The 22,827-nt window shown below is 65.3% G+C and carries 17 protein-coding genes; 7 read left to right on the top strand and 10 right to left on the bottom strand.

Annotated elements, in window-relative coordinates:
• The 5 genes from ABD295_RS11150 (at nucleotide 1) to ABD295_RS11170 (ending at nucleotide 4,634) form a co-directional block, all read left to right on the top strand.
• Entirely contained in the window at nucleotides 1–1,236 is a 1,236-nt protein-coding gene (locus ABD295_RS11150) for an NAD(P)/FAD-dependent oxidoreductase (protein ID WP_344303792.1), read from the top strand.
• Between the two features lie 67 nt (nucleotides 1,237–1,303).
• On the top strand, nucleotides 1,304–2,434 hold the full coding sequence (tal, locus tag ABD295_RS11155; protein ID WP_344303793.1) for a transaldolase: 1,131 nt from the start codon (nucleotides 1,304–1,306) through the stop codon (nucleotides 2,432–2,434).
• A 251-nt stretch (nucleotides 2,435–2,685) separates the two neighbouring features.
• A complete protein-coding gene (locus ABD295_RS11160; protein WP_344303794.1) occupies nucleotides 2,686–3,381 on the top strand; it encodes a helix-turn-helix transcriptional regulator in 696 nt (231 codons plus the stop codon).
• A 470-nt stretch (nucleotides 3,382–3,851) separates the two neighbouring features.
• Complete coding sequence (locus ABD295_RS11165; protein ID WP_344303795.1) at nucleotides 3,852–4,028, top strand: hypothetical protein; 177 nt, start codon at nucleotides 3,852–3,854, stop codon at nucleotides 4,026–4,028.
• Between the two features lie 90 nt (nucleotides 4,029–4,118).
• Nucleotides 4,119–4,634, top strand: a complete 516-nt coding sequence (locus ABD295_RS11170; RefSeq protein ID WP_344303796.1) for a TraR/DksA C4-type zinc finger protein — start codon at nucleotides 4,119–4,121, stop codon at nucleotides 4,632–4,634.
• 320 nt (nucleotides 4,635–4,954) lie between these two features.
• Here the strand turns inward: ABD295_RS11170 and ABD295_RS11175 are convergent, their stop codons facing one another.
• The 7 genes from ABD295_RS11175 to ABD295_RS11205 all read right to left on the bottom strand — a co-directional run bounded on the left by ABD295_RS11175 (nucleotide 4,955) and on the right by ABD295_RS11205 (nucleotide 13,796).
• On the bottom strand, nucleotides 4,955–5,515 hold the full coding sequence (locus tag ABD295_RS11175; RefSeq protein WP_344303797.1) for a hypothetical protein: 561 nt from the start codon (nucleotides 5,513–5,515) through the stop codon (nucleotides 4,955–4,957).
• Nucleotides 5,516–5,521: 6 nt separating this feature from the next.
• Nucleotides 5,522–5,752 carry a helix-turn-helix domain-containing protein gene (locus ABD295_RS11180; protein ID WP_344303798.1) on the bottom strand — a complete coding sequence of 77 codons (231 nt, stop codon included), beginning with the start codon at nucleotides 5,750–5,752 and terminating at the stop codon, nucleotides 5,522–5,524.
• A gap of 381 nt (nucleotides 5,753–6,133) precedes the next feature.
• Nucleotides 6,134–6,361, bottom strand: coding sequence for a hypothetical protein (locus tag ABD295_RS11185; RefSeq protein WP_344303799.1), 228 nt, complete (start codon nucleotides 6,359–6,361; stop codon nucleotides 6,134–6,136).
• A 285-nt stretch (nucleotides 6,362–6,646) separates the two neighbouring features.
• Nucleotides 6,647–8,863, bottom strand: a complete 2,217-nt coding sequence (locus ABD295_RS11190) for a DEAD/DEAH box helicase (protein ID WP_344303800.1) — start codon at nucleotides 8,861–8,863, stop codon at nucleotides 6,647–6,649.
• Nucleotides 8,860–9,696: a hypothetical protein gene (locus ABD295_RS11195; RefSeq protein WP_344303801.1), complete on the bottom strand. Its 837-nt coding sequence runs from the start codon at nucleotides 9,694–9,696 to the stop codon at nucleotides 8,860–8,862. Before ABD295_RS11195 ends, ABD295_RS11190 begins: the two co-directional genes overlap by 4 nt.
• Nucleotides 9,693–12,623 carry a type I restriction endonuclease subunit R gene (locus ABD295_RS11200; protein ID WP_344303802.1) on the bottom strand — a complete coding sequence of 977 codons (2,931 nt, stop codon included), beginning with the start codon at nucleotides 12,621–12,623 and terminating at the stop codon, nucleotides 9,693–9,695. Before ABD295_RS11200 ends, ABD295_RS11195 begins: the two co-directional genes overlap by 4 nt.
• Before the next feature lie 3 nt (nucleotides 12,624–12,626).
• A complete protein-coding gene (locus ABD295_RS11205; protein ID WP_344303803.1) occupies nucleotides 12,627–13,796 on the bottom strand; it encodes a restriction endonuclease subunit S domain-containing protein in 1,170 nt (389 codons plus the stop codon).
• On the opposite strand from ABD295_RS11205, the gene ABD295_RS11210 reads away from it, so the two are divergent.
• On the top strand, nucleotides 13,789–13,941 hold the full coding sequence (locus tag ABD295_RS11210; protein WP_344303804.1) for a hypothetical protein: 153 nt from the start codon (nucleotides 13,789–13,791) through the stop codon (nucleotides 13,939–13,941). The two genes, ABD295_RS11205 and ABD295_RS11210, sit on opposite strands and share 8 nt — an antisense overlap.
• Before the next feature lie 52 nt (nucleotides 13,942–13,993).
• Here ABD295_RS11210 and ABD295_RS11215 read toward each other — a convergent pair whose 3' ends face one another.
• From ABD295_RS11215 to mobF, 3 genes are all read right to left on the bottom strand, one after another.
• Entirely contained in the window at nucleotides 13,994–15,823 is a 1,830-nt protein-coding gene (locus tag ABD295_RS11215; RefSeq protein WP_344303805.1) for a DUF262 domain-containing protein, read from the bottom strand.
• A 26-nt stretch (nucleotides 15,824–15,849) separates the two neighbouring features.
• Nucleotides 15,850–17,811 carry a type I restriction-modification system subunit M gene (locus tag ABD295_RS11220; protein ID WP_344303806.1) on the bottom strand — a complete coding sequence of 654 codons (1,962 nt, stop codon included), beginning with the start codon at nucleotides 17,809–17,811 and terminating at the stop codon, nucleotides 15,850–15,852.
• Nucleotides 17,812–17,930: 119 nt separating this feature from the next.
• Nucleotides 17,931–21,341: a MobF family relaxase gene (mobF, locus tag ABD295_RS11225; protein WP_344303807.1), complete on the bottom strand. Its 3,411-nt coding sequence runs from the start codon at nucleotides 21,339–21,341 to the stop codon at nucleotides 17,931–17,933.
• A gap of 131 nt (nucleotides 21,342–21,472) precedes the next feature.
• Here mobF and ABD295_RS11230 point away from each other — a divergent pair, with 131 nt between their 5' ends.
• Entirely contained in the window at nucleotides 21,473–22,657 is a 1,185-nt protein-coding gene (locus ABD295_RS11230; protein ID WP_344303808.1) for a hypothetical protein, read from the top strand.
• Nucleotides 22,658–22,827 lie beyond the last annotated feature (170 nt).

Consider the following 22,827-nt stretch of genomic DNA (forward strand, 5'->3'; position numbering starts at 1 on the left):
ATGAGCAACAACATCAGTGTCGAAACCGTTGTCGTCGTCGGCGCCGGTCTGGCTGCGGGCAAGGCGGTGCAGGAGCTGCGAGAGTGCGGTTTCGACGGACGTCTCGTCTTGTACGGCGCGGAGCCGCACCTGCCGTATGAACGCCCACCGCTGTCCAAGGGGTACCTGATGGGCGACGACGGCCTCGAAGCCGGCCTCGTCCTCCCCTCGGAGTGGTACGACGCGCACGACGTCGTCCTTCGTCTGGGCACTCGGGTCACCGGCATCGACCCGGTCACCCGAACGGTGACCGCCGGCGCCGACCGGCAGGTCTACGACAGGTTGCTGCTGACCACTGGTGCACGACCTCGCCAGCTGGCGATGGCCGACGACAGCGGCGCACCGGTGGCGTACCTGCGGACCGTGGAGGACTCTGATCACATCAGGTCGAGGCTTCGAGCCGGCCGGCGAGTGGTGATCGTCGGCGGCGGATGGATCGGACTGGAGGTGGCCGCGGCCGCCCGCCGGGCGGGCGCCGAGGTCACCATCTTGGAGGCTGCGGACCTGCCCCTGGTCCGCGTCCTGGGACCGGAGGTCGCCCGCACGTTCGCCACCTTGCACCAAGCCCACGGCGTCGACCTGCGCGTCAACACGCAGATCACCGCGATCACCTGCAACGGTGGCCGGGCGCTCGTGACCCTGGCCGACGGGTCGTCGATCGAGGCCGACCTGCTCGTGGTCGGGGTCGGAGTCGCGCCGGACAGCGCGCTCGCCGAGGCCGCCGGCCTGCGCACCGACAACGGCATCGTGGTCGACGAACAGCTGCGCACCTCCGCGCCCGAGATCTTCGCGGCCGGCGACGTGGCCAACGCCTACCACCCACGGCTCGGCCGCCACCTGCGCGTCGAGCACTGGGACAACGCCATCGGCCAGGGAGTGGTCGCCGCCCAGAACATGCTCGGCAAGGAAGTGTCGTACGACCGGCTCCCGTACTTCTTCTCCGACCAGTACGACCTCGGGATGGAGTACCTCGGCAACGTCGGACCCGACGGCTACGACCAGGTCATCTTGCGCGGCGCGCCCGAACAAGGGACGTTCACCGCGTTCTGGTTGCGTGACGGCCAGGTCCTGGCCGGCATGCACGCCAACGACTGGGACGCCATGGACCCGATCCGACTCATTGTCGGCCGACGACACGTGGCCGGTCTTGCGGACCAGTCGGTGGACCTGACGCAGGTCGCAGCGGACCTCGATTGAGAACCGCAGGCAACGTCCAGACGATCACCCGACACCAGCACGATCAACACCGACACCGGGAGCCCTCATGGCGAGCTTGAACCGCCTCTACGAAGAACACGGTCAGAGCCCCTGGCTGGACAACCTCGCCAGGCCCCACTTGAAAGATGGCACGATCTCGGACCTCATCATCCGCGGTGTACGGGGAATCACCGCCAACCCGACGATAGTGGCCAAAGCGATCGAGTCGTCGGACGCCTACGACGACCAGCTCCACCACGAGCTCGCTGCCGGGCACACCCCGGAGGACGCCTACTGGGACCTCGCCATCGCCGACGTCGTCGACGCCTCGGAGCGGCTGCGGCCGATCTACGAGGCCAGCGAGGGGGCCGACGGGTTCGTCTCGATCGAGGTGGCGCCCTACCTGGCTCACGACACTCAGGCGACCGTGCAGGCAGCCCGAGAACTACACCAACGCATCGACAGGCCGAATCTGCTGGTCAAGATTCCGGCCACCGCCGCCGGCGTGCCCGCCATTGAAGCCATGGTCGCTGAAGGCCGCAGCATCAACGTGACCCTGGTCTTCTCCCTGGCCCGCTACCGGCAGGTCCTCGAGGCCTACCTGTCGGGTTTGGAGTCTCTTGCCCGGCGCGACGGAGATCTCTCCACGGTCCACGGCGTGGCCTCCTTCTTCGTGAGCCGGGTCGACACCGAGGTCGACCGGCGTCTGGAGGAGATCGGCACCCCCGAGGCCATCGCGTTGCGAGGCCAAGCCGCAATCGCACAGGCCAAGCTCGCCTACCAGCTCTTCCGCCATACCCACAGCGGTGAGCGGTGGGAACGGCTCGCCGACCGAGGGGCTCGGGTACAGCGCCCCCTGTGGGCGTCCACGTCGACCAAGAACCCCCGATACCCCGACACCCTCTACGTCGACAACCTGATCGGGCCTGACACCGTCAACACCCTGCAGGAGGGCACCCTGCAAGCCTTCGAGGACCACGGCACCCTCACCCGCATGATCGACGTCGGGCTGGAGCCCGCAGAGCTTGCGATGTGGACCCTCGCCCAGAACGGCGTCGACCTCGACGATGTCGGACGCACCCTCGAACGTGAAGGAATCGCCGCCTTCGAGGCATCGTTCACCCACGTCCTGGCCACTTTGGAGGCCAAGTCGCAGAATCCCGTTCGAGCCTCGTCGTACGAACCGTCGCCCGGCTGAGGGGAACGGCGTCGGACTTGGGCCGGATGGGCGGTGCTCGGGCTGCTGGCCACAGCGCTCCTCACCGTGCTCATCCCCACCTAGTGGGGGTCCATAACCTCGAGACGGGCTCGGTCAGCTCGACCGGCGCTGCCCTGCCAGCGCCGTGGGCACCACGACCCATCAGAGACCACCTTCGCCTATCTCTAACGGGGTACCCTGTGCACGTTAGAAGCCAGGAGTCCCAAGGATCGACCTCAGGATCGTGAGTCATGGATGACCTTCACTCCGATGTGACGAGCATCGGCGCGCTCGCCGAGCCCACGCGACTGGCGCTCTACCGCTACGTCGCCGGCGCGCCGGGACCGATCAGCCGCGAACAGGCCGCCGCTGCGGTGGACCTGCCGTTGCATACGGTGAAGTTCCACCTCGACCGGCTCGTCGATGAAGGCCTTCTCGAGGTCGAGCACCGCCGACTCACCGGCCGCACCGGACCGGGCGCTGGACGCCCCTCGAAGCTTTACCGACGCGCGTCCCGCGAGGTGGCTGTATCCCTGCCCGAGCGACGCTACGACCTCGCCGCCGAGGTCCTCGCCGCAGCCGTGGACCAGTCAGCGCGCGATGGCAGCCCCATCGTCAGCACGCTTGCGCGAGTGGCGCACGAAACCGGCTCACAAATCACCAACGCGCAGACTTCCCGGCCTCGGGGGGGCCGGAGGGCCGAGACCGCGCGCCTGGTCGAGACTCTCGCGGCACACGGGTACGAACCGCGCCTGGTGGACGACGACGTCTGTCTGACCAACTGCCCGTTCGACCGGCTCGCCGCCGGACACACCGAGCTGGTCTGCGGCATGAACCTCGCCCTGGTCGACGGTGTGCTCGACGGTCTGGACGTCACGTCGATGACAGCCCGCCTGGAGCCGCAACCCGGCTTCTGTTGCGTCAAAGTTGCCACCACCCTGCGCTAGGCACCGTGGAGGACCACCGTCCTAAGGCCGCCCGCCCCGTGCGCCGTCGTCGGGTGGTGCGTCTGTACGAACGTGCGATCCACTGCGGTACAGGCCGACGATGTCGACGTCCTCCTAAATCGCGGTCTGATGGCTTACGTCGAGGGCCAGCGCTGGGTAGATCCCGACCGTGTCACGAGGATCTTCAGCATCGAGACCTACATCGTCATGACGTCCAGGCGCGCAAGTCGCCCCGAGTCTTTGGAGTTCCACGAGTCTTGGGGGTTCCGCGTCAGGCGTTGACGAGGCCGAACTGAACCAGGCGCGCGTAGAACGCCTCTCCCGAACCAGCCCGTTGGAGGCTCCGGCCGACGCTCCAGCCGCGGACAGCGCAGCCTGCAGCTGAGACGGGTCCAGCGGGGCATCGGGGCGTGGCCGGGTCGCATCGCGACCGACTGGCTTTCGGCAGGAACGTTGCTATGGTCGTTTGCATGGAGGCGATCAAGGTGCTCGCGTCGGCGGTGACGTCCGACCGTTCCCACCTGCCCTCCCACGTGCAGGCCGGTGCTGCGTTGCTCGCCTCGAAGTTGAGCGAAGAAGCCCGCGGCATCAGGGGTCTCGACGTGCTGCGACGCAGCGTCGACCGCGCCCCGCCTGCCCAGTCCTGAGCTGAACCTCGCTGGGTGCGCCGCGTCGCGGCGTACCCGTTCCTCCACGCACCCCCATCACCGGCTGCGTGACGTTCTCAAGGACTGATCATGACCGCCTCTACCGTTCCTCCGGTCGCGAGCCCCCGCGACCACGCAAACGGCCACGACGCACTCGACTACCGCGACGCGGCCGCCGATCTCGTCCGCGAGCCCCGGCGGCCTGAGCCCGCCGAGCCAGACACACTGCCCGCCGATGAGCCCCCCGAGTTAGGCCCGTACCTGCCACCCGCAGCCGGTCCCACCGCGCGGCTGATGGCCCTGCCCCAGCCTCAAGGGGCGTTTCCCACGACACCGGCAGGCGTGGATCAACACCTGGCTCGGTTCGAGGCAGCCCGCCAGGCACAGCTCGACGCGCTCCCGCAGACCCCGCTCGACAAAGTCGCGGCCGCGCACCGGGGCACCGTGGAACGGATTCTCGAGCAGGTTCGGGCCGCCCGCCGCCGAGTCATCGACGGCGTCTACGGCATCTGCGTCGGCTGCGGAACAGGGATCCCTCCCGAGCGGCTCGAGTTGCGGCCCTGGCTGATCACCTGCACCGGGTGCGCGTCACGTGACCGTCTCTGAGGAGTCCCGCCGTCTCTGTTCGAGGCATGTCTCAGCGCGTCTCCGTCAATGGGATCCGGGATGGTCGGCTGTCGCCGCTGGGTCGCGCCAGAGCACGACACCCACCTCACCGTCTACGACCGCGGCACGTCGCCGTTGGCTCCCCCACGAAGCCAAACCTGCCGCGCCGGATGCATGTCGCCGAGGCGGCACGCGTTTGCCAGAATGACCCCGCCTCGTGCCGGCGGCCAGTTCGTGGTCGACGTTCGAGCTCCTATTGGCGTTCTCGGGCCAGGCAGGACCGCGAAGCCTGACTCTTTAGTCGTTGATGGCAAGTCAGGTCAACGCCCGAGGTGTGCTTCGAGCCGCCATACGGTGGCGTCAACATCGGCGAGCTTGTCGAGCCCGAACAGTCCGATCCGGAAGGTCGAGAAGTCGTCGCCCTCATCGCACATCAGCGGCACGCCAGCGGCAACCTGGAGGCCAGCCTGCTTGAACCTCGCGCCGCTGCGGACCTCCGGGTCGTCTGTGTAGGAGACCACGACGCTGGGCGCCGCGAATCCTTCCGCCGCAACGGACGGGAACCCACGCGCCGCGAGCACTGCGCGGACCTGCGTGCCGAGGGAGGTCTGAGCTTGGCGCAGTTCATTGAGCCCAGCGGCGTGGGTCTCGAGCATGATCGCGGCGTCGTGCGCGAGCGTGTCGGTGGGCAAGGTCGCGTGGTAGGGCGTCTGTCCCTGCGCGTAGGCCTCGGTGATCGTCAGCCATTTCTGGAGGTCGACCGCGAAGCTGGTTGACGTCGTGAACGTGCGGTAGCGAGTTCGCGCACGCACGCGGCCTCCGGCAACCTTGACGTACGTGATGTCGCCGAAGGTGCCAATGGGCGTGCGCGGCCTACCCATGACGCGTCACCGCCCGTCGGGCGTTCGACCAGGCTCGGTCTCGCGATTGGTTCGGAGCCACTCGTGGACGTCGGTGACGAAGTACCGGATCTGCCGTCCAATGCGAACCGCGCACGGTCCTTTCCCGGACAGACGCCAGTCGTACAGCGTCCGCAAGGGCACGTGGAGGTACTCGGAGAGTTCCTCGATGCTCATCAGCGGCTCCAGGCCGCTCAAGGTGGGTGTCGTGCTGTCCATGCCGAGCAGGTGCGCTGGCCGAACCGCTCGACTCCGCACTGGACAGGGCGACTCGGCACCCGACTTCGGCTACGGGCCGGGAGACGCATCGTGGACAGGGTTTGTGGACACTTGATCAAGTTCGTAAATGCTTTCAGGCTCGGAATCCGTAGATTCCGAGCCTGAAATTCGTAGCGGGGGCAGGATTTGAACCTGCGACCTCTGGGACGATCAGGTCCGATTTCCGCTACTTCTGAATGTCTTCGGTCAGCTCCGGTTGACTCGATCTACACGGAGATCGGCCGGTTGCCGACGTCGCCACTGTACCGGTTGCCTCCGCTCTCCTCGACCTCCTTCGCCCTGTCCCTGATGGGTTTTCGATGGGCAAAGCGATGGGGCGGTTCAAATCGTGAGACCGGCGCTGAGGAAGTTCGAGTGCTTGTTGTTGCCGGTCGTCTTCGGTTGTCTCGCGCTGTCTTCCGACAGTTCGAAGTCACCGACGTCGGCGGGAAATAGGCGGTTGACACCGCCGTCGCCGAGGCGCACCGTCGATGCATGACCTCCCACGCTGCCGGCACCAAGAGTGCGCTCGTCGCGCAGTTGGTCGGAGCCGTCAACGGCGGGGCGCACGGTCCCGAGGACTCCTCGGGACCGGAGGAAGCGGCTTTGTTGATTCAACGGAGCCGGACGCGAGGGTAGGCCGGCCGCCTGGCTTCGGCGACTCGCCGGGACCGACCAGCCGGTGCCGGGGATTCCCCGGAACCGGTGCATGGACCGGACGATGCATGCGTCAGGGAGACGGCGGGCGCGGTGGTGGTGACTCACCACCACCGCGCCGGACGCGGGGCCGAGTGACTGGCCAGGCGACAATCGCGGGACCGTGAGTCCGGGGGTGCACACCGCGAAGCCGTTCGATCACAGCAGACTGCCCTGCTCGCGGACGAGGAGGCCGTTGGCAACGGCACGGTCCAAGACCTCCGGCACGCCCCCGTCATCGTCATTGACGAACACGCGAACCTCGTTCTCCGCCCGGCTGACGGCCAGGTAGAAGAGCGAGAGAAGACGAGCGCGTTCGTTGGGACTGCGCCCCGTCTCCATGTCAGGCACGCCGACGACGAGGACGGTTTCGAACTGAAGCCCCGCAAGATACTCGGCAAGGCCCACGACCAAGCCCTTCTTCCTGTATCCCAGGCCGTCTAGATCTGAGCGTCCCGCGATCACGGACACGTGGAACTTCGGTGATCCATCGAGCCTTGATGCGAGGTCACTGAACCGCTCCCACTGGCGCGTATCCACGACCGCGATCGCCATAGGCCCAGCCTGATACCGGTCGTGAACGGCATTGACGATGTCGTTCTCACCGCCGGTCCGCGAGCCGGACACGACGAGGCGCGGCACCGGTCCCTCGGTCTTAGCCGACTCCACGGAACTGAAGTCGATGTTCCACTCACTACCAAGATCGAACGTCGGAAACTCGTGATGAACGTGCTTCACAAGCCCGAGGATCTGTGGCGTGTACCGATGCACCTTGGTGAGCTCGAACTGAGCGACGTCTCCCAAATCGTCTGCTTCGGCGCCTGACGACGAGCGTGTTTCGTCGGCAGCAAGGCCGATGAACGCCTCAGATGGCGACTGCCGCGGGTCCAGGGCCATGAAGATTCGCGGATAGACCGAGACGTCTCTCGACAGGTAGTGGAGAACCTGTCGCTCAAGCGGGTTGAAGAGATGGAACTCGTCCACGAATATCAGGTCGTAGCCCTCGCTCCGTCGCCCACGGTTCCAAGAATGCTTCTGGAGATCGTTGAGCAGGTCCGCCAACACTTGGTCGCTCGTCCATAGACCGCGGGAATCAAGACGCTCCATGTAGCGCCGATACAGTTCGAACACGACGCGGAGGTCTTCGCGCGTCGCTAGCGGGAGCATCCAAGACGCCCGCTGGAGCCCGAAGTACCTGCTCTCCGCGCCGGCTCCAGGGAAGATCGCCGCCGCACCAATGACGGATCCGAACTCAACGAGCAGGTCCCAAGCGAGCGCGACCCGCTCATCAGCTTCCTCCGAATCGAAGCGCTCCTGGATCGCCTGTGAGACTGATGCGCGATAGGTGACCCAGTCCCCATCGATGAACTCCGTCAGAAGATCCCAGATCTCCTCAAGCTGAGCGACCTTCCCGCTGAAGCTGTCGTTGCCGATCAGCTTGTAATCGCCTTCGTTCGCGATCCCCGGGGACAACGCCGCTGCGATCTCCAAGAGTGGAAATACCTCAATCTCGTCGAGAGGCCCCAAGCCAAGAGCGTCCTTCGAATCTGAGATCTCGGTTGCCAGCGACCAACTGTGCGTCACCATCAGGATCCGGAGATCGACACCTGCGGCGCGAGCACGGCTCGCTTCGTTCACTGCCTTGAGTGTCAACGCCAGCGTCTTGCCGGATCCGGCAGGTCCCCGTAGGCGGATGGACTTGTCCGTCGGAGCGTTGACGAAGGCTCGCTGATCCTCGCTGATCACCTTCATCCACTCGTCGAAAGACCAGCCGCGGGTAGCCGCACGCTCCAGTTCAGGTAGCGCAATCTCCACATCGGACGGCTCTGGCCGAGCCAACTTCGTAAAGTGTTCCCGCGCCCGGGCAATCGCCTCCAACCACTCGGATTCGACGAGGGGGCTGGGCGGCTTCATCGCTTCGAACTCCTCAAGGCTTTCCTTGTTGTTCGATGTGGTGCCGCTCCAGACGATGACATCTGCCCTGGCGCCAGGCAGGACTTCCGCGATCCACCGACTCGCTGCCCCGTCTGTGCCTGGAACGGCAAAAAACGCGATCAGGTTGTCGTGCTTGAACTGATGCCACGCTCTCGGAAGCGACAGCGGTCCGGGAGCCTGCGCACGCTCGCTAAAGGAGGCAAGCCGGCTCAGCACCTCGCGCCGAACGCGCGAGAGATGATCAGGCACGAAGGGATCGTCACCGAAGCCCCCACGGACGATCACGGTCCGCTGGTCGACCTCACCGTCCCCACCGGTCAACAAGAAGTCGGCGCTCGGCCCATCCCACAGGAACAGCACGGTAGACGCGCCGACGGCATCTGGCGCGATGCCAGTCGCCAATTCCTTGAGGGCTGCGACTGTCGTTATAAGGGGCTTCATTCGAGACCGTCTCCTAGGAGTTCAGCGTGAAGGTTGCGCATCTCCTCGTAGGAGTCGGGCAGACCAATCGACATGTACACCAGCGCGAACCGTTGGGCGATCACGTGCGTGAAGTTCTCGCGCAGCCGTGAGATACGCCGGTACTGAACCTCGGATCGGGACGGGCCGAGGGTGACTTGCGGTTCCCAGATCTGTTCGAGGTGGCGGAGGTATGCGAAGTATCCGTGGTCGTGTCCGTCCGCAATGGCAGAGAGGAATAATGCGTCTCCGGCGGGTTGCTTAAACGCACTCTGGAACCGGCTAACAATTTGGGCGAGAAGGTTCTTCTCTGTCTGCGGATTCGGGAGAAGTCGTTGTGCACTGATCAGCCCAGCCGTCGCAACTTGAAGGTCCGGCGCCGATCCTCCCAAGATGCGAACGCCATTCAGCAGGCCTCCGATCAGGTCGTGCTTCTCTGCCGGGACATTGAGCGCAAGCAGGATCTGTTCGGTGTCCTGTTCGCGGGGCCATTCTCTGAGTCTCGCGTCCGAGATTGCAGGGGCTCCGAGTGCCTCGAGAGCTTGGGCGAGCACCCTCAGCAACTTGGCCGTCGCCTGCTCTTGAAGCTTTGGCACCTGAAGCTCAAGGAGGTACTCGTCCTTGGTTAACAGCGGGACACACGTCACACGACCCTGATGCTTGTCGTGCGCAAGGTCGCAATCCGCTGTAATGACGAGCAAATGCCGGTCCCACGGTGATGCGTCGGCCGCTACGCGCTCGAGGACGTCGCCTTGACGGAGCGGCTCGGACAGAGCCACCGGTCGGTACTCGGCGAACGACGCCTGGCCCATCATGGCGACTCTTCGTACGTTGACCGGAACACCGCGTCGGACAGCCACCGTTTGAAGCCCTCGTTGTCACTGAACTGCTTGAACAGTTCGGTGTCGTCAGACACGAGTGCGAGCATGACCCGGGCAAGAGCACGGTCGTGCTCTACCCGCGCGTTCGCGGGATCGTTGTTTGCCATTGCGTTCCGGTACGACTCGTCCGCTGCGACCTTCCGGGGGATCTCCTCGGTGATCAGTCGCTGGACCCGGTCGGCGTCGGTCCACTTGATGTTGCCGAACTGGTCGTTGAAGGTCTGGAGGATGCTCGAGAGCCGCTCAAGCTCGGGGTCTGTTACGTGGCCGCCGCCCGCAGCCGGCACCGGAGCCAGCTCGCCCTCGTCGTCGGCGAGCGCGATCTTCATCGACTCTCGCTTCTCGACTCGGTAGGACTCCATGTCGATCGTCTCGAGGATGCCTGCCGACAGGTCGTCCTCACGTGGCGCCGGCAGCTTCGGGATCAGGTGGTCAAGGAAGATCGACAGCTTCTCCCACTGCGGGCTGCCGAACGGCAGCACGGTGGAGAGGAAGTTGTAGGTGCGCGTGAACGCCTTGGCCAAACCCTTGAAGGCGACCTGGTCGTCTTCCTCGGACATCTCGATGTACTCGGCTACACAGGAATCGAGCAGCGGGTCGAGCTGCTCGCGATCAACACCAGCGAGGTAGAGTTCGGCGAACCTCTCGACAGTCTCGGGGGTGTAGATGCCGTAGCCATTGAGCTCGTTGACCAGGTCGTGGAGCTTGTTCGGGTCCGTCTCCTGGCTGAGCACCGTGGTCCGGTAGTACGGCGCGAACGCTCGCTCGATGTCCTCGGCGGTGTTGGCGAAGTCGAGCACGAATGCGTCGTGCTTCGCCGGGTGCGCGCGATTGAGTCGTGAGAGCGTCTGCACCGCTTTGACGCTCGACAGGGTCTTGTCGACGTACATGGTGTGCAGGAGCGGCTCGTCGTAGCCGGTCTGGAACTTGTCGGCGCAGACCAGGATTCGGTACGGATCCTCGCGGATCTGGTCGGCGATCTCCTTGCTCGGGAAGCCGTTGAGGCTGGCCTCGGTGACCTCGAAGCCCTTGTACTCGTGCTCGCCCGAGAACGCGACGATCGCCTTGTAGGGGCTCTTGCGCTCCGCGAGGTAAGCGCTGATGGCGTGGAAGTACTCGATGCAGCGCGGGATCGTGCTGGTCACAACCATCGCTCGGGCCTGGCCGCCGATCTTGTGCTTGGCAATGACCTGGCTGTGAAAGTGGTCGACCATGATCTCGGCCTTGAGCCGGATGGCGTGCTCGTTGCCCTCGACGAAGGCGCGAAGCTTCTTCGAGGCGCGCCTGGTGTCGAACTCGGGGTCGTCCTCGATGGTCTTCATCAGCTTGTAGTAGCTGGGGACCGGAGTGAAATTCTCCAGGACGTCGACGATGAACCGCTCCTGGGTGGCCTGCTTCATCGTGTAACTGTGGAAGGGTCGGTAACCGGTGCCGGCCTCGTACGGGAACGGCTCGCCGAACATCTGGAGCGTCTTGTTCTTCGGAGTGGCCGTGAATGCGAAGTAGCTCGCGTTCGGCAGCATCTTCTTGGACTCGATGATCCGGTTGATCGTGTCCTCGACTGTCTCGTCATCCTCTGCCGCACCGCCGGTAGCGAGCGCCATCGAGACCGCCGCCGCGGCCTTTCCACCCTGGCTGGAGTGGGCCTCGTCGATGACGATCGCGAACGTGCGGTCGCGGTGGTCCTTGCCGATGTCGTCGAGGATGTATGGGAACTTCTGGACAGTAGTGATGATGATCTTGCGTCCGGCCTCGATCGCCTTGCGGAGGTCTCCGGAACGGTCGGCGTGGACGACCGTGGAGCCGACCTGCATGAAGGACTTGATGGTCTCCTTCAGCTGGCTGTCGAGGATGACCCGGTCGGTGACGACGATGACCGATCCGAACGCATTGCCACCGCCGTGCTTGGCCTCGGTGAGCTGATGGGCCAGCCAAGCGATGGAGTTTGACTTGCCACTCCCTGCCGAGTGCTGGATCAGGTAGCGCCGGCCTGCACCCGCCGCTTCGACGTCCGCGAGCAGCTTCCGTACAACGTCGAGCTGGTGGTAGCGCGGGAAGATCTGACTCGAGGTCTTCCTGCCGGTGCGCGGGTTCTTCGTGGTGACGATCTGGGCGTAGTTCTCGACGATGTTCGCCAAACTGGCCGGGGAGAGGATCTGCCGCCAGAGGTAGTCGGTCTTGAGGCCGTCCGGATTGGGCGGATTACCGGCGCCGTCGTTCCAGCCCTTGTCGAATGGCAGGAACCACGACTGCTTGCCCTTGAGGTGGGTGCAGAACCGTGCCTGCTGGTCGTCGAGCGCGAAGTGAGCGACACAGCGACCGAACTGGAACAGCAGTTCCCTCGGATCGCGATCGCGCTTGTATTGCTCGACGGCGTCATCGAAGGTCTGCTTGGTGATGTTGTTCTTCAGCTCGAAGGTGAAGACCGGGAGCCCATTGATGAACGCCACAAGGTCCAGCGACAGACCAGCGGCGGTCACGCTGTAGTGAACCTGGCGGGTGATCGTGAAGCGGTTGGCCGCGAAGAGCTGGGCCGCATTGGAGTTGCCCGGGGTCGGTGTCGGGAAGAAGAAGTCGACGTGGTGCTGCCGGTGGTCAACACCCTTGCGAAGCACGTGGACCACGCCGTTGCGGGTGATCTCGCCCTGGAGTCGTGAGAGAAACTCGTGCCGCGTCGGAGTGGCCGCCTTGAGCGACAACGCGTCGACCAAATCGGGCTGTGTCGCCTCGATGAACGCAGCAAGTTGTGGCAGATCGATCGCATACGCCGGCTCGAAGTCGGTTACGGCGCGCTCCTCCCAGCCGTTCTCAACCATCTGCCGGACGACCAGAGTCTCCAGGCTCTCCTCGTTCAGCCGCATGGGTCAGACCTCGCCCATCTCCATCACGTCCTCCACCGACAGGTCCTCGCAATCGACCAACTGCTCCACCGCCGTCGCTTCGGCGTCCGGCAGATACTTCGCGATCTGACGCACATCCACTTGGCCCGTCACTACGTCGGCGACCAGCCTCTTACGGAACTCGCGCAACAGCTGCAACTCGCGCTCTGCACGGTCTTCGGCAGCCCGGATGGGTTTCGTCAAGGCCTCTAGGGTGGCGACCACGTGGTTCTGTGCCTCGAGGCTGGGTAAGCACACCCGCAGCCCCTTGATGTGCCCTTGGGACAGCTTGGGCATGGTGTCGCTCGATCCGCGCGCTGCAGCCTCGATCTGCACGCGCACGCGGCGCGTTCTGAGCAGAATGCTCGCGAAGTCCGTGGTGAGAAGGTCGCTCCGAGGCACGAGGCGATAGATGAGATCCGACATGAAGGATCTCGGACGGACCCCAGCCACGACCGCCACGTCACCGACACGCTCACGCGTGTTGGACCTAGTCATCAGCAGATCTCCGTCGTGCAGTTCCAAAGCTGGCGGTACGACAAACTCGGTGCTGACTGGCTTGAGTGCGGTCGGCACAAACACGCCACGGTTTACCGCAGATAGAGACAGGACGGCCCATTGGCTGTCAGCCAAGTCGCCCTCGACGGCCGAGGGACTGGTGCCTTGCTCAATGCGACGAAGAGCCCGACCAAGGAGCGGCTCAGGAGCGCCTGACGCGACATCGCTGATCAGTGTCTCCGCCTGAGACCGAACCTGCTCCTGGAGCAAAGCGATGAGGCGGCGCTTCGCAGCGATGGCCTTGTCGATTCGGGCGTTGGCATGAGCGAGGTACTTGACGATGACTGCCTGCTCGTCGGCGGGCGGGATGAGAAGCGGTGCGTCCAACCATCGGGCGTCGGTCATCTGGAGCCGAGACTTCCACACCCCCTGTGACCGAACCTGCAGCTCCCACTGGAAAGGCTCAGAGCGGACGAGGTGGTCGAGGTATGCGGGATCCAGCGTCTGCTCGCGCTGCCGGTACACCCCGTACGCCGTGCTCACGATGCCGTGATCCCTTGCCACGCCGAGGCCGCGGCTCCACGCCCACAGGCTGTTGATCACTAGATCGTCCGGCCAGCAGAGCTTGTGGCCCACGTAGGTCTCGGCCTTGAACATGCTGACGGAAGCAGACGACCGGGGGACAACGCCACGACTCGACGAAACCGTCAAGAGCTCCTCCTCGCCGGAAGCCGACCGCACGTCGATCGCCGACATCACGGTCTTCGCGCGTGCGATCCGCCAGTGCTCCGGAATGTGGTGAAGCCACGGAAGGGCAGCTGGCCTTGTTCGCTCGTACGCCTCGATCCTGAATATCACTCAGAGGCCTCGGCAACGGCGAGGAGATCGTCCGGATTCCAGACCTGCTTTGCAATAGCCCGATAGAGGTCCCCGCGCTCGATGACATTCGCCGCCCGGAACTCGTCGTACGGCTTGAACGGGAGACCGCTCGACTTGGTGAAGGCGAGGAAGCCCGGGTTCTTCTCGTAGCTCAGTGAGTTGAGGCTGGCCGCAAGCAGGTTCTGGCTGAAGTAGTGCGGGAGCTTCCTGTCGTACGGGTCGTCGTTGTAGCTGGCGTTGAACTGCTTGGGCAGCAGGAGCAGGTCGCCGATCTGGTTCCGGTGACGGGCAAAGTCGGCCTCGTGGCTGAACTCGTCAGAGTGCCGCTCGGAGTGGTCGGCCCAGATGTGCTCGACCTCGTACTTCACTCCGGTGCCGTTGGTGAGCTCGATGTAGTTCGACGCCTGGCCCGAGGCGACGGTGATGTAGTCGGTGATTCGGGCCAGGATCTTGTGGAGCTGACCGCGGTTCTGCTGGTGGACGTAGAGATCGTCGTTGCTGTCGAACGTCTCAGTCACGCTGCTCAGCTGCTTGTGCAGGGACTTGGCGAGCTCTGGGACGTCGAGCCCGCGGATGTCGCGCATGACGTTGAACATGGCGTACTGCATGGTCGAGTAGTCGGTGGCGCGGAAGTTCCAGATCCGCCAAGCCAGCAGGATGTCGGCGAAGCGACCGACAAGTTCGAACTTGTGCTCGATCGTCGCTTGGTCGTCGGTGATGCGGAGGGGCGCCAGGAGCAGCTGGTCCTGGAGCGTGAACCGGTGATCGGCGTTGTAGCGGATGAACCGCAACGGGCTGGCAGGGTCGAAGGCGCCTTGCGCGGCGTCAATGATCCGCGCGTACTGGCGGCTGTAGAAGCCCAGGTCGACCATCACGAAGTCGTAGTAGGCCTGCCGGCTGGTCAGGCCGACACGCTCGTGGTCGCCGCGCAGCCAACGGTGGAACTCGGTGCCGATCCGGTCCCAGTCTTCGGGGCGGGCGTCCTTCTTGCGCTCGCGGATCTTGGTGGCGTACTGGCTCCGCAGCCATGTCTTGAGGAAGTCGGAACTCGCCTCGTCTGCCATGTCCTCGAGCTCGCGCAGCCGCTTGCGCCACAGCTCGTTCGCCTTGGTGCGCGGGGCGCCGTCATCGATATTTGCGAGCAGGTAGCCCTTGAGCATGTCGGCCGGGGTGAGCTTGAGCCCACGGTCGTTCATGGTCTCGAAGATGGCGTAGGCGTCGTCGTCGGCGTACGCGGTGATCTGGACGAGCTGGACGCGATCCTTGAGCCAGTCGGTGAAGAACGGCAGTGCCGCCTCGCGGAGTTCGTCGGGGAAGAGTCCGTCGAGTTCCTCGTAGCGGGCGACGAGCGTGTGGACCGACTCGGGGTCGTCGGGCTTGGGGTCGTAGCTGCCCTCCTCGAAGAGGGCGCTCATGCAGTCGTTGCGATCCGCGACGTCGAGGTTGAAGGACTTCTCGCCGAACTTCTCGGAGAAGATCAGCGGGTCGACGTCGACCTTGTCGGGTCGGTCCTGCTGCAGTCGGCGCAAGAACGTCAGCAACAACGTCAGGCTGGTCAGGCGCTGCTGGCCATCGACGACGAACGGCTCGCTGCCCTTCTGGGAGATGATGATGGACCCGAGGTAGTAGCCCGGGTACTTCGCGACGTCCTTGCGCGCGTGGTCCGGCTCGTAGATATCGAGGAACTTCGTCGTGAGGTCGGCGACGAGCTCGGCCATCTGCTTCGACTCCCACTTGTATTCACGCTGGTAGTAGTCGATGGAGTACTTCTGGTTTGCCAAGACCCCGGCCACGGTCTTAGCCACGCCGTCGATGCTGCGCTCTACGTCGCTCACTGGGATCCCCCTGCGATCTCGGAGATGCGGTCCTCGGTCTCAGCCTCGAGTGCCCGGATGTCGGCTTGGATCTCGGCAAGAGTCCGCATCGGCGCAGGCTTGTAGAAGTGGCGGGTGAAGGAGATCTCGTAGCCGATCTTGGTCTTCGACTCGTTGATCCAGGCGTCCGGCGCATAGGGCAGCACCTCACGGCGGAAGAAAGCCTCGATGCCGTTGCCATACGCGCCCGCGGGCTCGTTGAGCGGCACTTGCTCGGTGTCGTTCTCGCCGACCTCGTACTGGACAACACGGGTCTTGCCGTCAACCACCGCCTCGAACAGCCCATGCAGAGGGTCGGGCTTCGCCGCGAGTGGGAGGACCTTCCTGATGATGGCGGGGGCGTTCTCATCGCGCTTGCCCTCCTCCTTCATCTTCTTGATCTCGGCTGCCTTGTAGACCCGGCCTGGGTCGGCGCCGACGATCCGGAGCGGTCTCTCAACGACAATCTTTGAATACCCGAAATCGCGGTTGTCGAAGACCTTCGAGTGATCAGGGTCATCGGCCTCGTCGAAAGCGATGAAGGTCGCAAGGACACGGTCGATGTCCGCGGTGCTGAGCTCCACGGCCTTCTCGCCCATGTTCTTGCGCAGCGGGGTGAACCACTCAGAGGCATCGATCAGTTGCACCTTGCCCTTGCGGCGCTCCTCCTTGCGGTTCGTCAGCACCCAGACGTAGGTGGCGATGCCGGTGTTGTAGAACATCTTGAGGGGCAGCGCGACGATGGCCTCGAGCCAGTCGTTTTCGATGACCCATCGGCGGATGTTGCTCTCGCCTTGCCCGGCGTCACCGGTGAAGAGTGACGAACCGTTGTGAACCTCGGCGATGCGGCTTCCGAGGGGGGTCTTGTGCTTCATCTTGGAGATGAGGTTGGCCATGAACATCATCTGGCCATCGCTACTACGAGTGACGAGTGAGTACTCCGAGTCGCCATCATGCTCGACGATGAAGCGCGGATCGCGGATGTTCTTGGCGCCACCCATGCGCTCCTGGTCCGTCTTCCAACTCTTGCCATACGGAGGGTTGGAGAGCATGAAGTCGAACTCGTGGCTTGCGAAGGCATCGTTCGAGAGCGTTGACCACTCTGGACCGCCCACGATGTTGTCGGCAGCCTCGCCCTCGCCCTTGAGGATCAGATCGGCCTTCGCGATCGCGTAGGTCTCGGAACTGATCTCCTGGCCGAACAGGTGGGTCTTGACCTTCTTGCCCTGCTTGCGGGTGATGCGTTGAAGGGTGTCCTCGGCGACCGTCAGCATGCCACCCGTGCCCATTGCGCCGTCGTAAAGCAGGTAGCTACCGGACGGCACCCGGTCGGCGACGGGTTCGAACATCAGACGGGTCATCAGCTCGACCGCGTCGCGCGGCGTCCAGTGCTGACCGGCCTCTTCGTTGTTGTCCTCGTTGAACTTGCGGACGAGCTCCTCAAAGACGGTGCCCATCGCATGGTTGTCGAGTCCCGCGGGCGACAGGTCGAGGTCCGGGTCGAGGAACTTCTCGATCAGGGCACCCAACGCGTCAGCTTTGGTCAGCTTGGGGATCTGGTTGCGCAGCTCGAAGTTGTCGATGATCTCCTGCACGTTCGGCGAAAAGCCGTCGAGATATGCCTCGAAGTCGAGCCTTAGCCGTGCTGCGCTGCTGATCGAGCGCAGGTCGCGCAACGTAAAGCCGGAGGTGTTGTAGAAGTCCTGGCCGGCGGCCTGGCGCAGCGCGGCGTCCTTATTGACGATCCCGGCCGCGGTGAGCGCCTTGTTGGTCTCGACCACGTTGTCGCGGGTCGGCTCCAGCACACTGTCGAGCCGGCGGAGAACGGTGAACGGAAGGATGACGTCGCGGTACTTGCCGCGTACGTAGAGGTCGCGCAGGACGTCGTCGGCGATGGCCCAGATGAGGGCGACGATTCGACCGTGACTGGCGCTGTTCAAGGGTTCTCCTGATTCGCTGCAAGGGTCTGGCGCTGGTCGCAGGCGACCACAGGAAACCCTAGTGCGAGGGTGCGGCAGAAGTAGGGGAACAGCGGATGCGCTGCCTGTCCGGTCAGCGGCTAAAGGCCGATCCCCTGCCGCCCACCGACTTCGAGCCGCGCCGCACGCCTTCCTTCTGCCGACTGTGCCGTCCTCTGGGCAAACTCGGCGCGGGCGCGATCCAGCCTCTGCGCGTCGGGCCCGACGTCGGCACCCAGCGGCGACATCGACGAGATCCGGTACCGGTCGCGGTAGGCAGCGATCGTCGAGACCTCGCGATCCCACCGCTCGCGCTCTCGTCGATCGTTCGGCGGATCGCCGAGGCGCCGTACCCATGGCTCGTGCGCGGCGAGCGCCTCCTCCGCCAGGCTCCGCGCGCGCTGCTCGATGAGGTCCCGGCGCTCATCGAGAGCCCGGCGCATGTCGTCGGCCATCGGGCCGAGCGCTTCGGGAATCAGGCCGGCGATCAGCCGCGGGCGCGGGGGTCGCCGACTGGCGGACGAACGGGTCATCAGGGCGACGCGGTGGCGCAACACCGCAGCGACGTCGGCGGCGTCCTCGAGACCGTGCCGGGCTACCGCGACCGACAGCAGGAACTCGACGGCGTGGCCGCTGGCCTCCACTCGACGAAGCTCTGCGGCGAGAGGGCCGAAGCCGTCGGATCGGATCGTCTCCGCGGCCTGCTCCGTGGTCAGTCCGGAGGTGCGGATCAGCTTGGCCCAGCGATCGTGCTGCGCTGCAGCCGCGATCGTTTCGTACTCAGCCGCCAGTTGCGCGATCGAGCCCCATGCCTCCTGCTCGCTGATAATCGTCTGGTGCGCCGATACCTCGGCTCCGAGGTTCGCCAGCACCTTGAGCAGGACTTCGCGGGCGGTTGGCACTTCCAGACCATGGCCGTGGCCCTCGTCGGCGTGGTCGAGCTCGACGTACGCGATATTCGACTCCCTCCCACGCGTCAGGCCGACGTAGAAGTTCTCTCGGGTGGTGGTCTCCCCCACCACCACGTGAGCGGAGTCGACCGTCAGACCCTGCGCACGGTGAGCGGTAACGGCGTAACCGAGGTCGACGTGCTCGGCGACGTACGAGGCGGGAAGCATCACCGCTCCGACGAAGCGGCGATCAGCGCGGCGAACGACGAGCGAGCCGTCGGGACGTGCGTCCCTGACGATCCATCGGTCGCCGTTGCGGACCCATCCGCTCCTCAGGGTGCGGAGGCGACGGTCGTTGCGGCGCGTGATCACGATGTCGCCCGCCGATACCCCGGCTCCGGAAACAAGCGTCACTTCAGGGCCGGCATCGGTCTCGCCTCGGACCAGGCGGTCGGCGCGGGCGCGGAGGTTGAGGTCCGTCACCGTCTCGGCACTATCGGCGATGAGGACGCTCGAACGGCCGGCGGCGATGTCCGCTGCCCAGGCGCAATACGCCGCCTCGTGGGCCTGTCCCCCGTGGCCTTCGACCACGCGGTCGTTCGCGACGTAGGTGTCGATGGCTCGCGGCTGTCCGTGACGCAGGTCGAGGGATGCCGCCTTCTCCCACTCGTGGAGGAAGCGGTGGATGTCGAGGAGCTGCGCTGTGTCATCGCGCGCGGCGGCGAGCATGCCGAACGCGCCACCGGCTTCGACGGCGCTCAGTTGCGCCCAGTCACCGACGAGCAGGACCTTGGCGCCCACATCTGCGGCGTACGCCGTGAGACGGTCGAGGGTGACCGTTCCCGCGAGCGAGGCCTCGTCGATGATCACGAGTTGGTCCTTGGTGAAGGCCGTGTGGCCGCGGCCGTGATCGAAGAGCCACTTGGCGGTGTTCTCGCACTGGATGCCGAGGTCGTCAGCGAGAACCTGAGCCGCGGCCGCGCTCGGGGCGAGCCCGACGACACTGCCGCGTCCGTGTTGCTGCGTCCAGGCCTCCTTGAGCGCCCGCATGGCGGTGGTCTTTCCGGCGCCGGCAGGTCCGATCAGGAGGTCGAGTTGGCGGGCGCTCGTCGCGACGGTGGCGATGGCGTTCGCTTGGTCCGGGCTGAGGAGCTGGCCTTTGACGGGGCGGGCTGCGATGCGGTCGACGAATCCGACGTCCACCGTGGGAGCGGTCCTCGTGTCGGCCAAGGCGAGCAGCCGGTCCTCGGCAGCCACCAGCTGCTCGGAGGAGAAGACGATGGAGTGCCTCGGTCGGAACACACTGGTGCCGTCCCGCCGGGTGAAGACGGGCGGGACCGTCGCGAGCTCGGGCGGCGTCAGCCGCAGCGACCGGGCCTCTGCGGCCTCGACGATCGTCCCGGTGATCGCCGCGCGGTCGGTCGTCGACGCGAAGCGCCAGGACATGGCCTGCCGGGCGGCTTCGGCGTAAAGGTTGGCGCGGCGCCATGTGGATCGCTTCTCCTCGACTTCTGCGAGGACGGAAGAGGCCAGTGCATCCACGACATCGAGCGGTACGTCGTCCGCGCGCAATGTGCGGGGCGCTGCGCAGCTGGCGATGTGGTTGGCCCAATCTGTGGCGTCCTGCTCCAGATGGGTCGACGCCGTGCGCCGCCACACGTCGGTGAGCTCCGCCAGAGATCGTGACTGCTTCGGCGGCCGCGTCGCGAGGCTGGCCTGGTTGCGGATCCTGTGCACGACGGCGCGACTCGGTCGGTGGCCATGCTTCGCGACGTACTGCTGGATGAGGTCGTCGGCCGCGGCGTCGATCGCGGCCGCTCGGCTTGAGAACAGCTTCGAGAGCGACTGTGGAACACCCGCGATGACCCACTCGCGGTTGCGGTCTCGGCCGCGGGATCGCGGCTCCCAGTCGACTCCGAGTGCGCGGGTGAGGTGGTCGGCGAAGACGGCTTGGTGCAGCTCGGACACGGTCACCGCCCAGGCGTACATCGCCTGGCTGTCGAGAGAACGCCACTTGCGGTCGATCGACGTCAACGTCTTGTTGCTGATGACGACGTGGGTGTGCAGGTGGGGGTCGCCGGCGCGGGAGTCCCAGTGGTCGTAGGCGGTCGCGATGAACCCCCTCGTCTCGACCTGGGCAACGGCGCCATCGGGCGTCCCGGCGCCCATGCGGGTGGCAGCGAGCTCACGCTCCATGAAGTCGAAGACGTCGCGGATCGCGTCGTGATGGGCGTTGGCGATGATCGCCTGGGTGCCGGCGTCGGCGACGCCCCACAGGACGCTGGCCGACTTCGGGATCGAGAACGAGAAGTCGAAGCCGGCCACGGCCTTCTGCTTCGTGGTCCCGTAGACCGGGTGGGCCCGGCCGAGTTGCTCGCCGGTGACCGGATGGCGGCCGTGGCCGATCAGCAGCTCCAGGTGTGCCTGGGTGACCTCGCTGCCCTCCTTGAGGCCGAGGTCAGCGACCCCGGAGCCCATCCATCGCCCCGGCGGCGTGCCGGTCTCCGCGTAGTAGCGCGTGAGCGGCGTCGAGAGATCGCGCTCCCCATCGCCGACGACAACCGTCTTGAGCAGGTACTTGTAGCCGTGGCCGGCGGACATCTTGCGCAGCGACACCACCATCGTGCACACCTCCTTGCAGGAGGTAGGTGCGCAGGCAGCTCCGCTGACGACCTCGGCGAAAGCACGCGGCGGCAAGTGCCCATCTATATCGTTCCCGTGGGGAGTGAGCCCGCTGGGCGAAGGAGGAACACGTGACGGAATCAGCTGACCTCGGTCCCAGTCGCTACTTTCAGCCACGCGCAGACGCCGAGGCAGCGGGCGCAGAAGATCTTGATGCTGTAGGGACCAACGCCATCCGGGCACTGCTGCTCGGGCTCATGCTCTCGGATGCTCAAGAGGCTCTCTTTGGGCTCGACGGACAGCTCGAGGTCGTCGGTCTTGAGCGTGATGTGCCTGCCGTCGCTGGATGGGACGATCGACTTGAGACGGCAGCTCGGGCAGACTCCCTGCTTCGCGATCTCGACATTCCATCGAGTCTTGGCCCGAGGCGCGAGCGTCCGTCTAGTGACTACTCCAGCGAGCGCACCGATCTATGGGTGCGTGCCCGAGAATCCCCCGCGGACCCGGCCACGTCCATCGCCTGGCTTCGAACGGTCATGTACTCGGCACCGGATCGAGTGGACGGAGTTTCGGCTGCGGCCGCGCTCTCTCACTGGCGGCGACCCAAGGGCGCCGCCGAAGTCCCCGGTTTCCTGACAGACGCCCGCGCGGTGCTGAACCGCGCTGCGGGCGGCAACGACACCGCTGCACAGGAGGTTGCACTGGCAGCCCGTCGGACCGGAATCGCTCGCCCAGGCTCAGCTGCGGAGGAAGACTCAGAAGCGACCCGTTGGAAGGCCAACCCCGCTCGATGTTCACTCACCATCCACGGCACATGGGCATGGCGCGGTGATTGGTGGTACCCCGGCGGCGACTTCCACTCGTTCGTGGCGTCGACCTTCCGCCCGAATCTCTACGCTGGCGGCGCTCCCTTCTCGTGGAGCGGCGGATACTTCAGAAAGTCTCGGAAGAAGGCAGCGCAGCGGCTCGCGCGGTGGTCCGCTGACATCGCCGGTGGGCAGTTGGATACGGCCTTTGCGCACTCCTATGGCGGAGGAATCGCGTTGATGTCCACGACGAGTGGCGCATCGTACAATCGACTCGTCCTGCTCAGTGTGCCCGTTCACAACGACTACGACGTCGAGTGGCGGAGCATCGGGAAGGCTCAATCCGTCCGACTCAGCTTCGACTTGGTTCTCGCTGCGGCCCGAGCACGGCAGCGCTTCGGCGCCAACGTCGATGAACTCATTCTGCCCCTGTACCCGTGGAGCCACGGCGCGACCCACGACCCGGCGCTGTGGGCCAAGGAGTCGATCCAACAGAAGCTCGGCCTATAAGAGACCCTCTCGTTCACGCCCATCCCGGAGCACGCACCTCGATCTGCCAGAGGCGTACAGCGAAGTGGTTGAAGAACCAGGGCGGACAGGGACGGCGGGTGACGAGCGGAGGTTTGATGGAGGAGGACGGTGCGGAGGTGACGAGGGCGCAGGTCGGGCGGCGTGACGAG

Source organism: Nocardioides bigeumensis (assembly GCF_039531755.1).
In the GTDB taxonomy this organism is placed as follows: domain Bacteria; phylum Actinomycetota; class Actinomycetes; order Propionibacteriales; family Nocardioidaceae; genus Nocardioides; species Nocardioides bigeumensis.

Excerpts from the sequence above, each read along its gene's own strand:
- ABD295_RS11150 (WP_344303792.1), top strand. The coding sequence starts at position 1 with ATGAGCAACAACATCAGTGTCGAAACCGTTGTCGTCGTCGGCGCCGGT.
- tal (WP_344303793.1), top strand. The coding sequence starts at position 1,304 with ATGGCGAGCTTGAACCGCCTCTACGAAGAACACGGTCAGAGCCCCTGG.
- ABD295_RS11160 (WP_344303794.1), top strand. The coding sequence starts at position 2,686 with ATGGATGACCTTCACTCCGATGTGACGAGCATCGGCGCGCTCGCCGAG.
- ABD295_RS11165 (WP_344303795.1), top strand. The coding sequence starts at position 3,852 with ATGGAGGCGATCAAGGTGCTCGCGTCGGCGGTGACGTCCGACCGTTCC.
- ABD295_RS11170 (WP_344303796.1), top strand. The coding sequence starts at position 4,119 with ATGACCGCCTCTACCGTTCCTCCGGTCGCGAGCCCCCGCGACCACGCA.
- ABD295_RS11175 (WP_344303797.1), bottom strand. The coding sequence starts at position 5,515 with ATGGGTAGGCCGCGCACGCCCATTGGCACCTTCGGCGACATCACGTAC.
- ABD295_RS11180 (WP_344303798.1), bottom strand. The coding sequence starts at position 5,752 with ATGGACAGCACGACACCCACCTTGAGCGGCCTGGAGCCGCTGATGAGC.
- ABD295_RS11190 (WP_344303800.1), bottom strand. The coding sequence starts at position 8,863 with ATGAAGCCCCTTATAACGACAGTCGCAGCCCTCAAGGAATTGGCGACT.
- ABD295_RS11195 (WP_344303801.1), bottom strand. The coding sequence starts at position 9,696 with ATGATGGGCCAGGCGTCGTTCGCCGAGTACCGACCGGTGGCTCTGTCC.
- ABD295_RS11200 (WP_344303802.1), bottom strand. The coding sequence starts at position 12,623 with ATGCGGCTGAACGAGGAGAGCCTGGAGACTCTGGTCGTCCGGCAGATG.
- ABD295_RS11205 (WP_344303803.1), bottom strand. The coding sequence starts at position 13,796 with ATGTTCAAGGCCGAGACCTACGTGGGCCACAAGCTCTGCTGGCCGGAC.
- mobF (WP_344303807.1), bottom strand. The coding sequence starts at position 21,341 with ATGGTGGTGTCGCTGCGCAAGATGTCCGCCGGCCACGGCTACAAGTAC.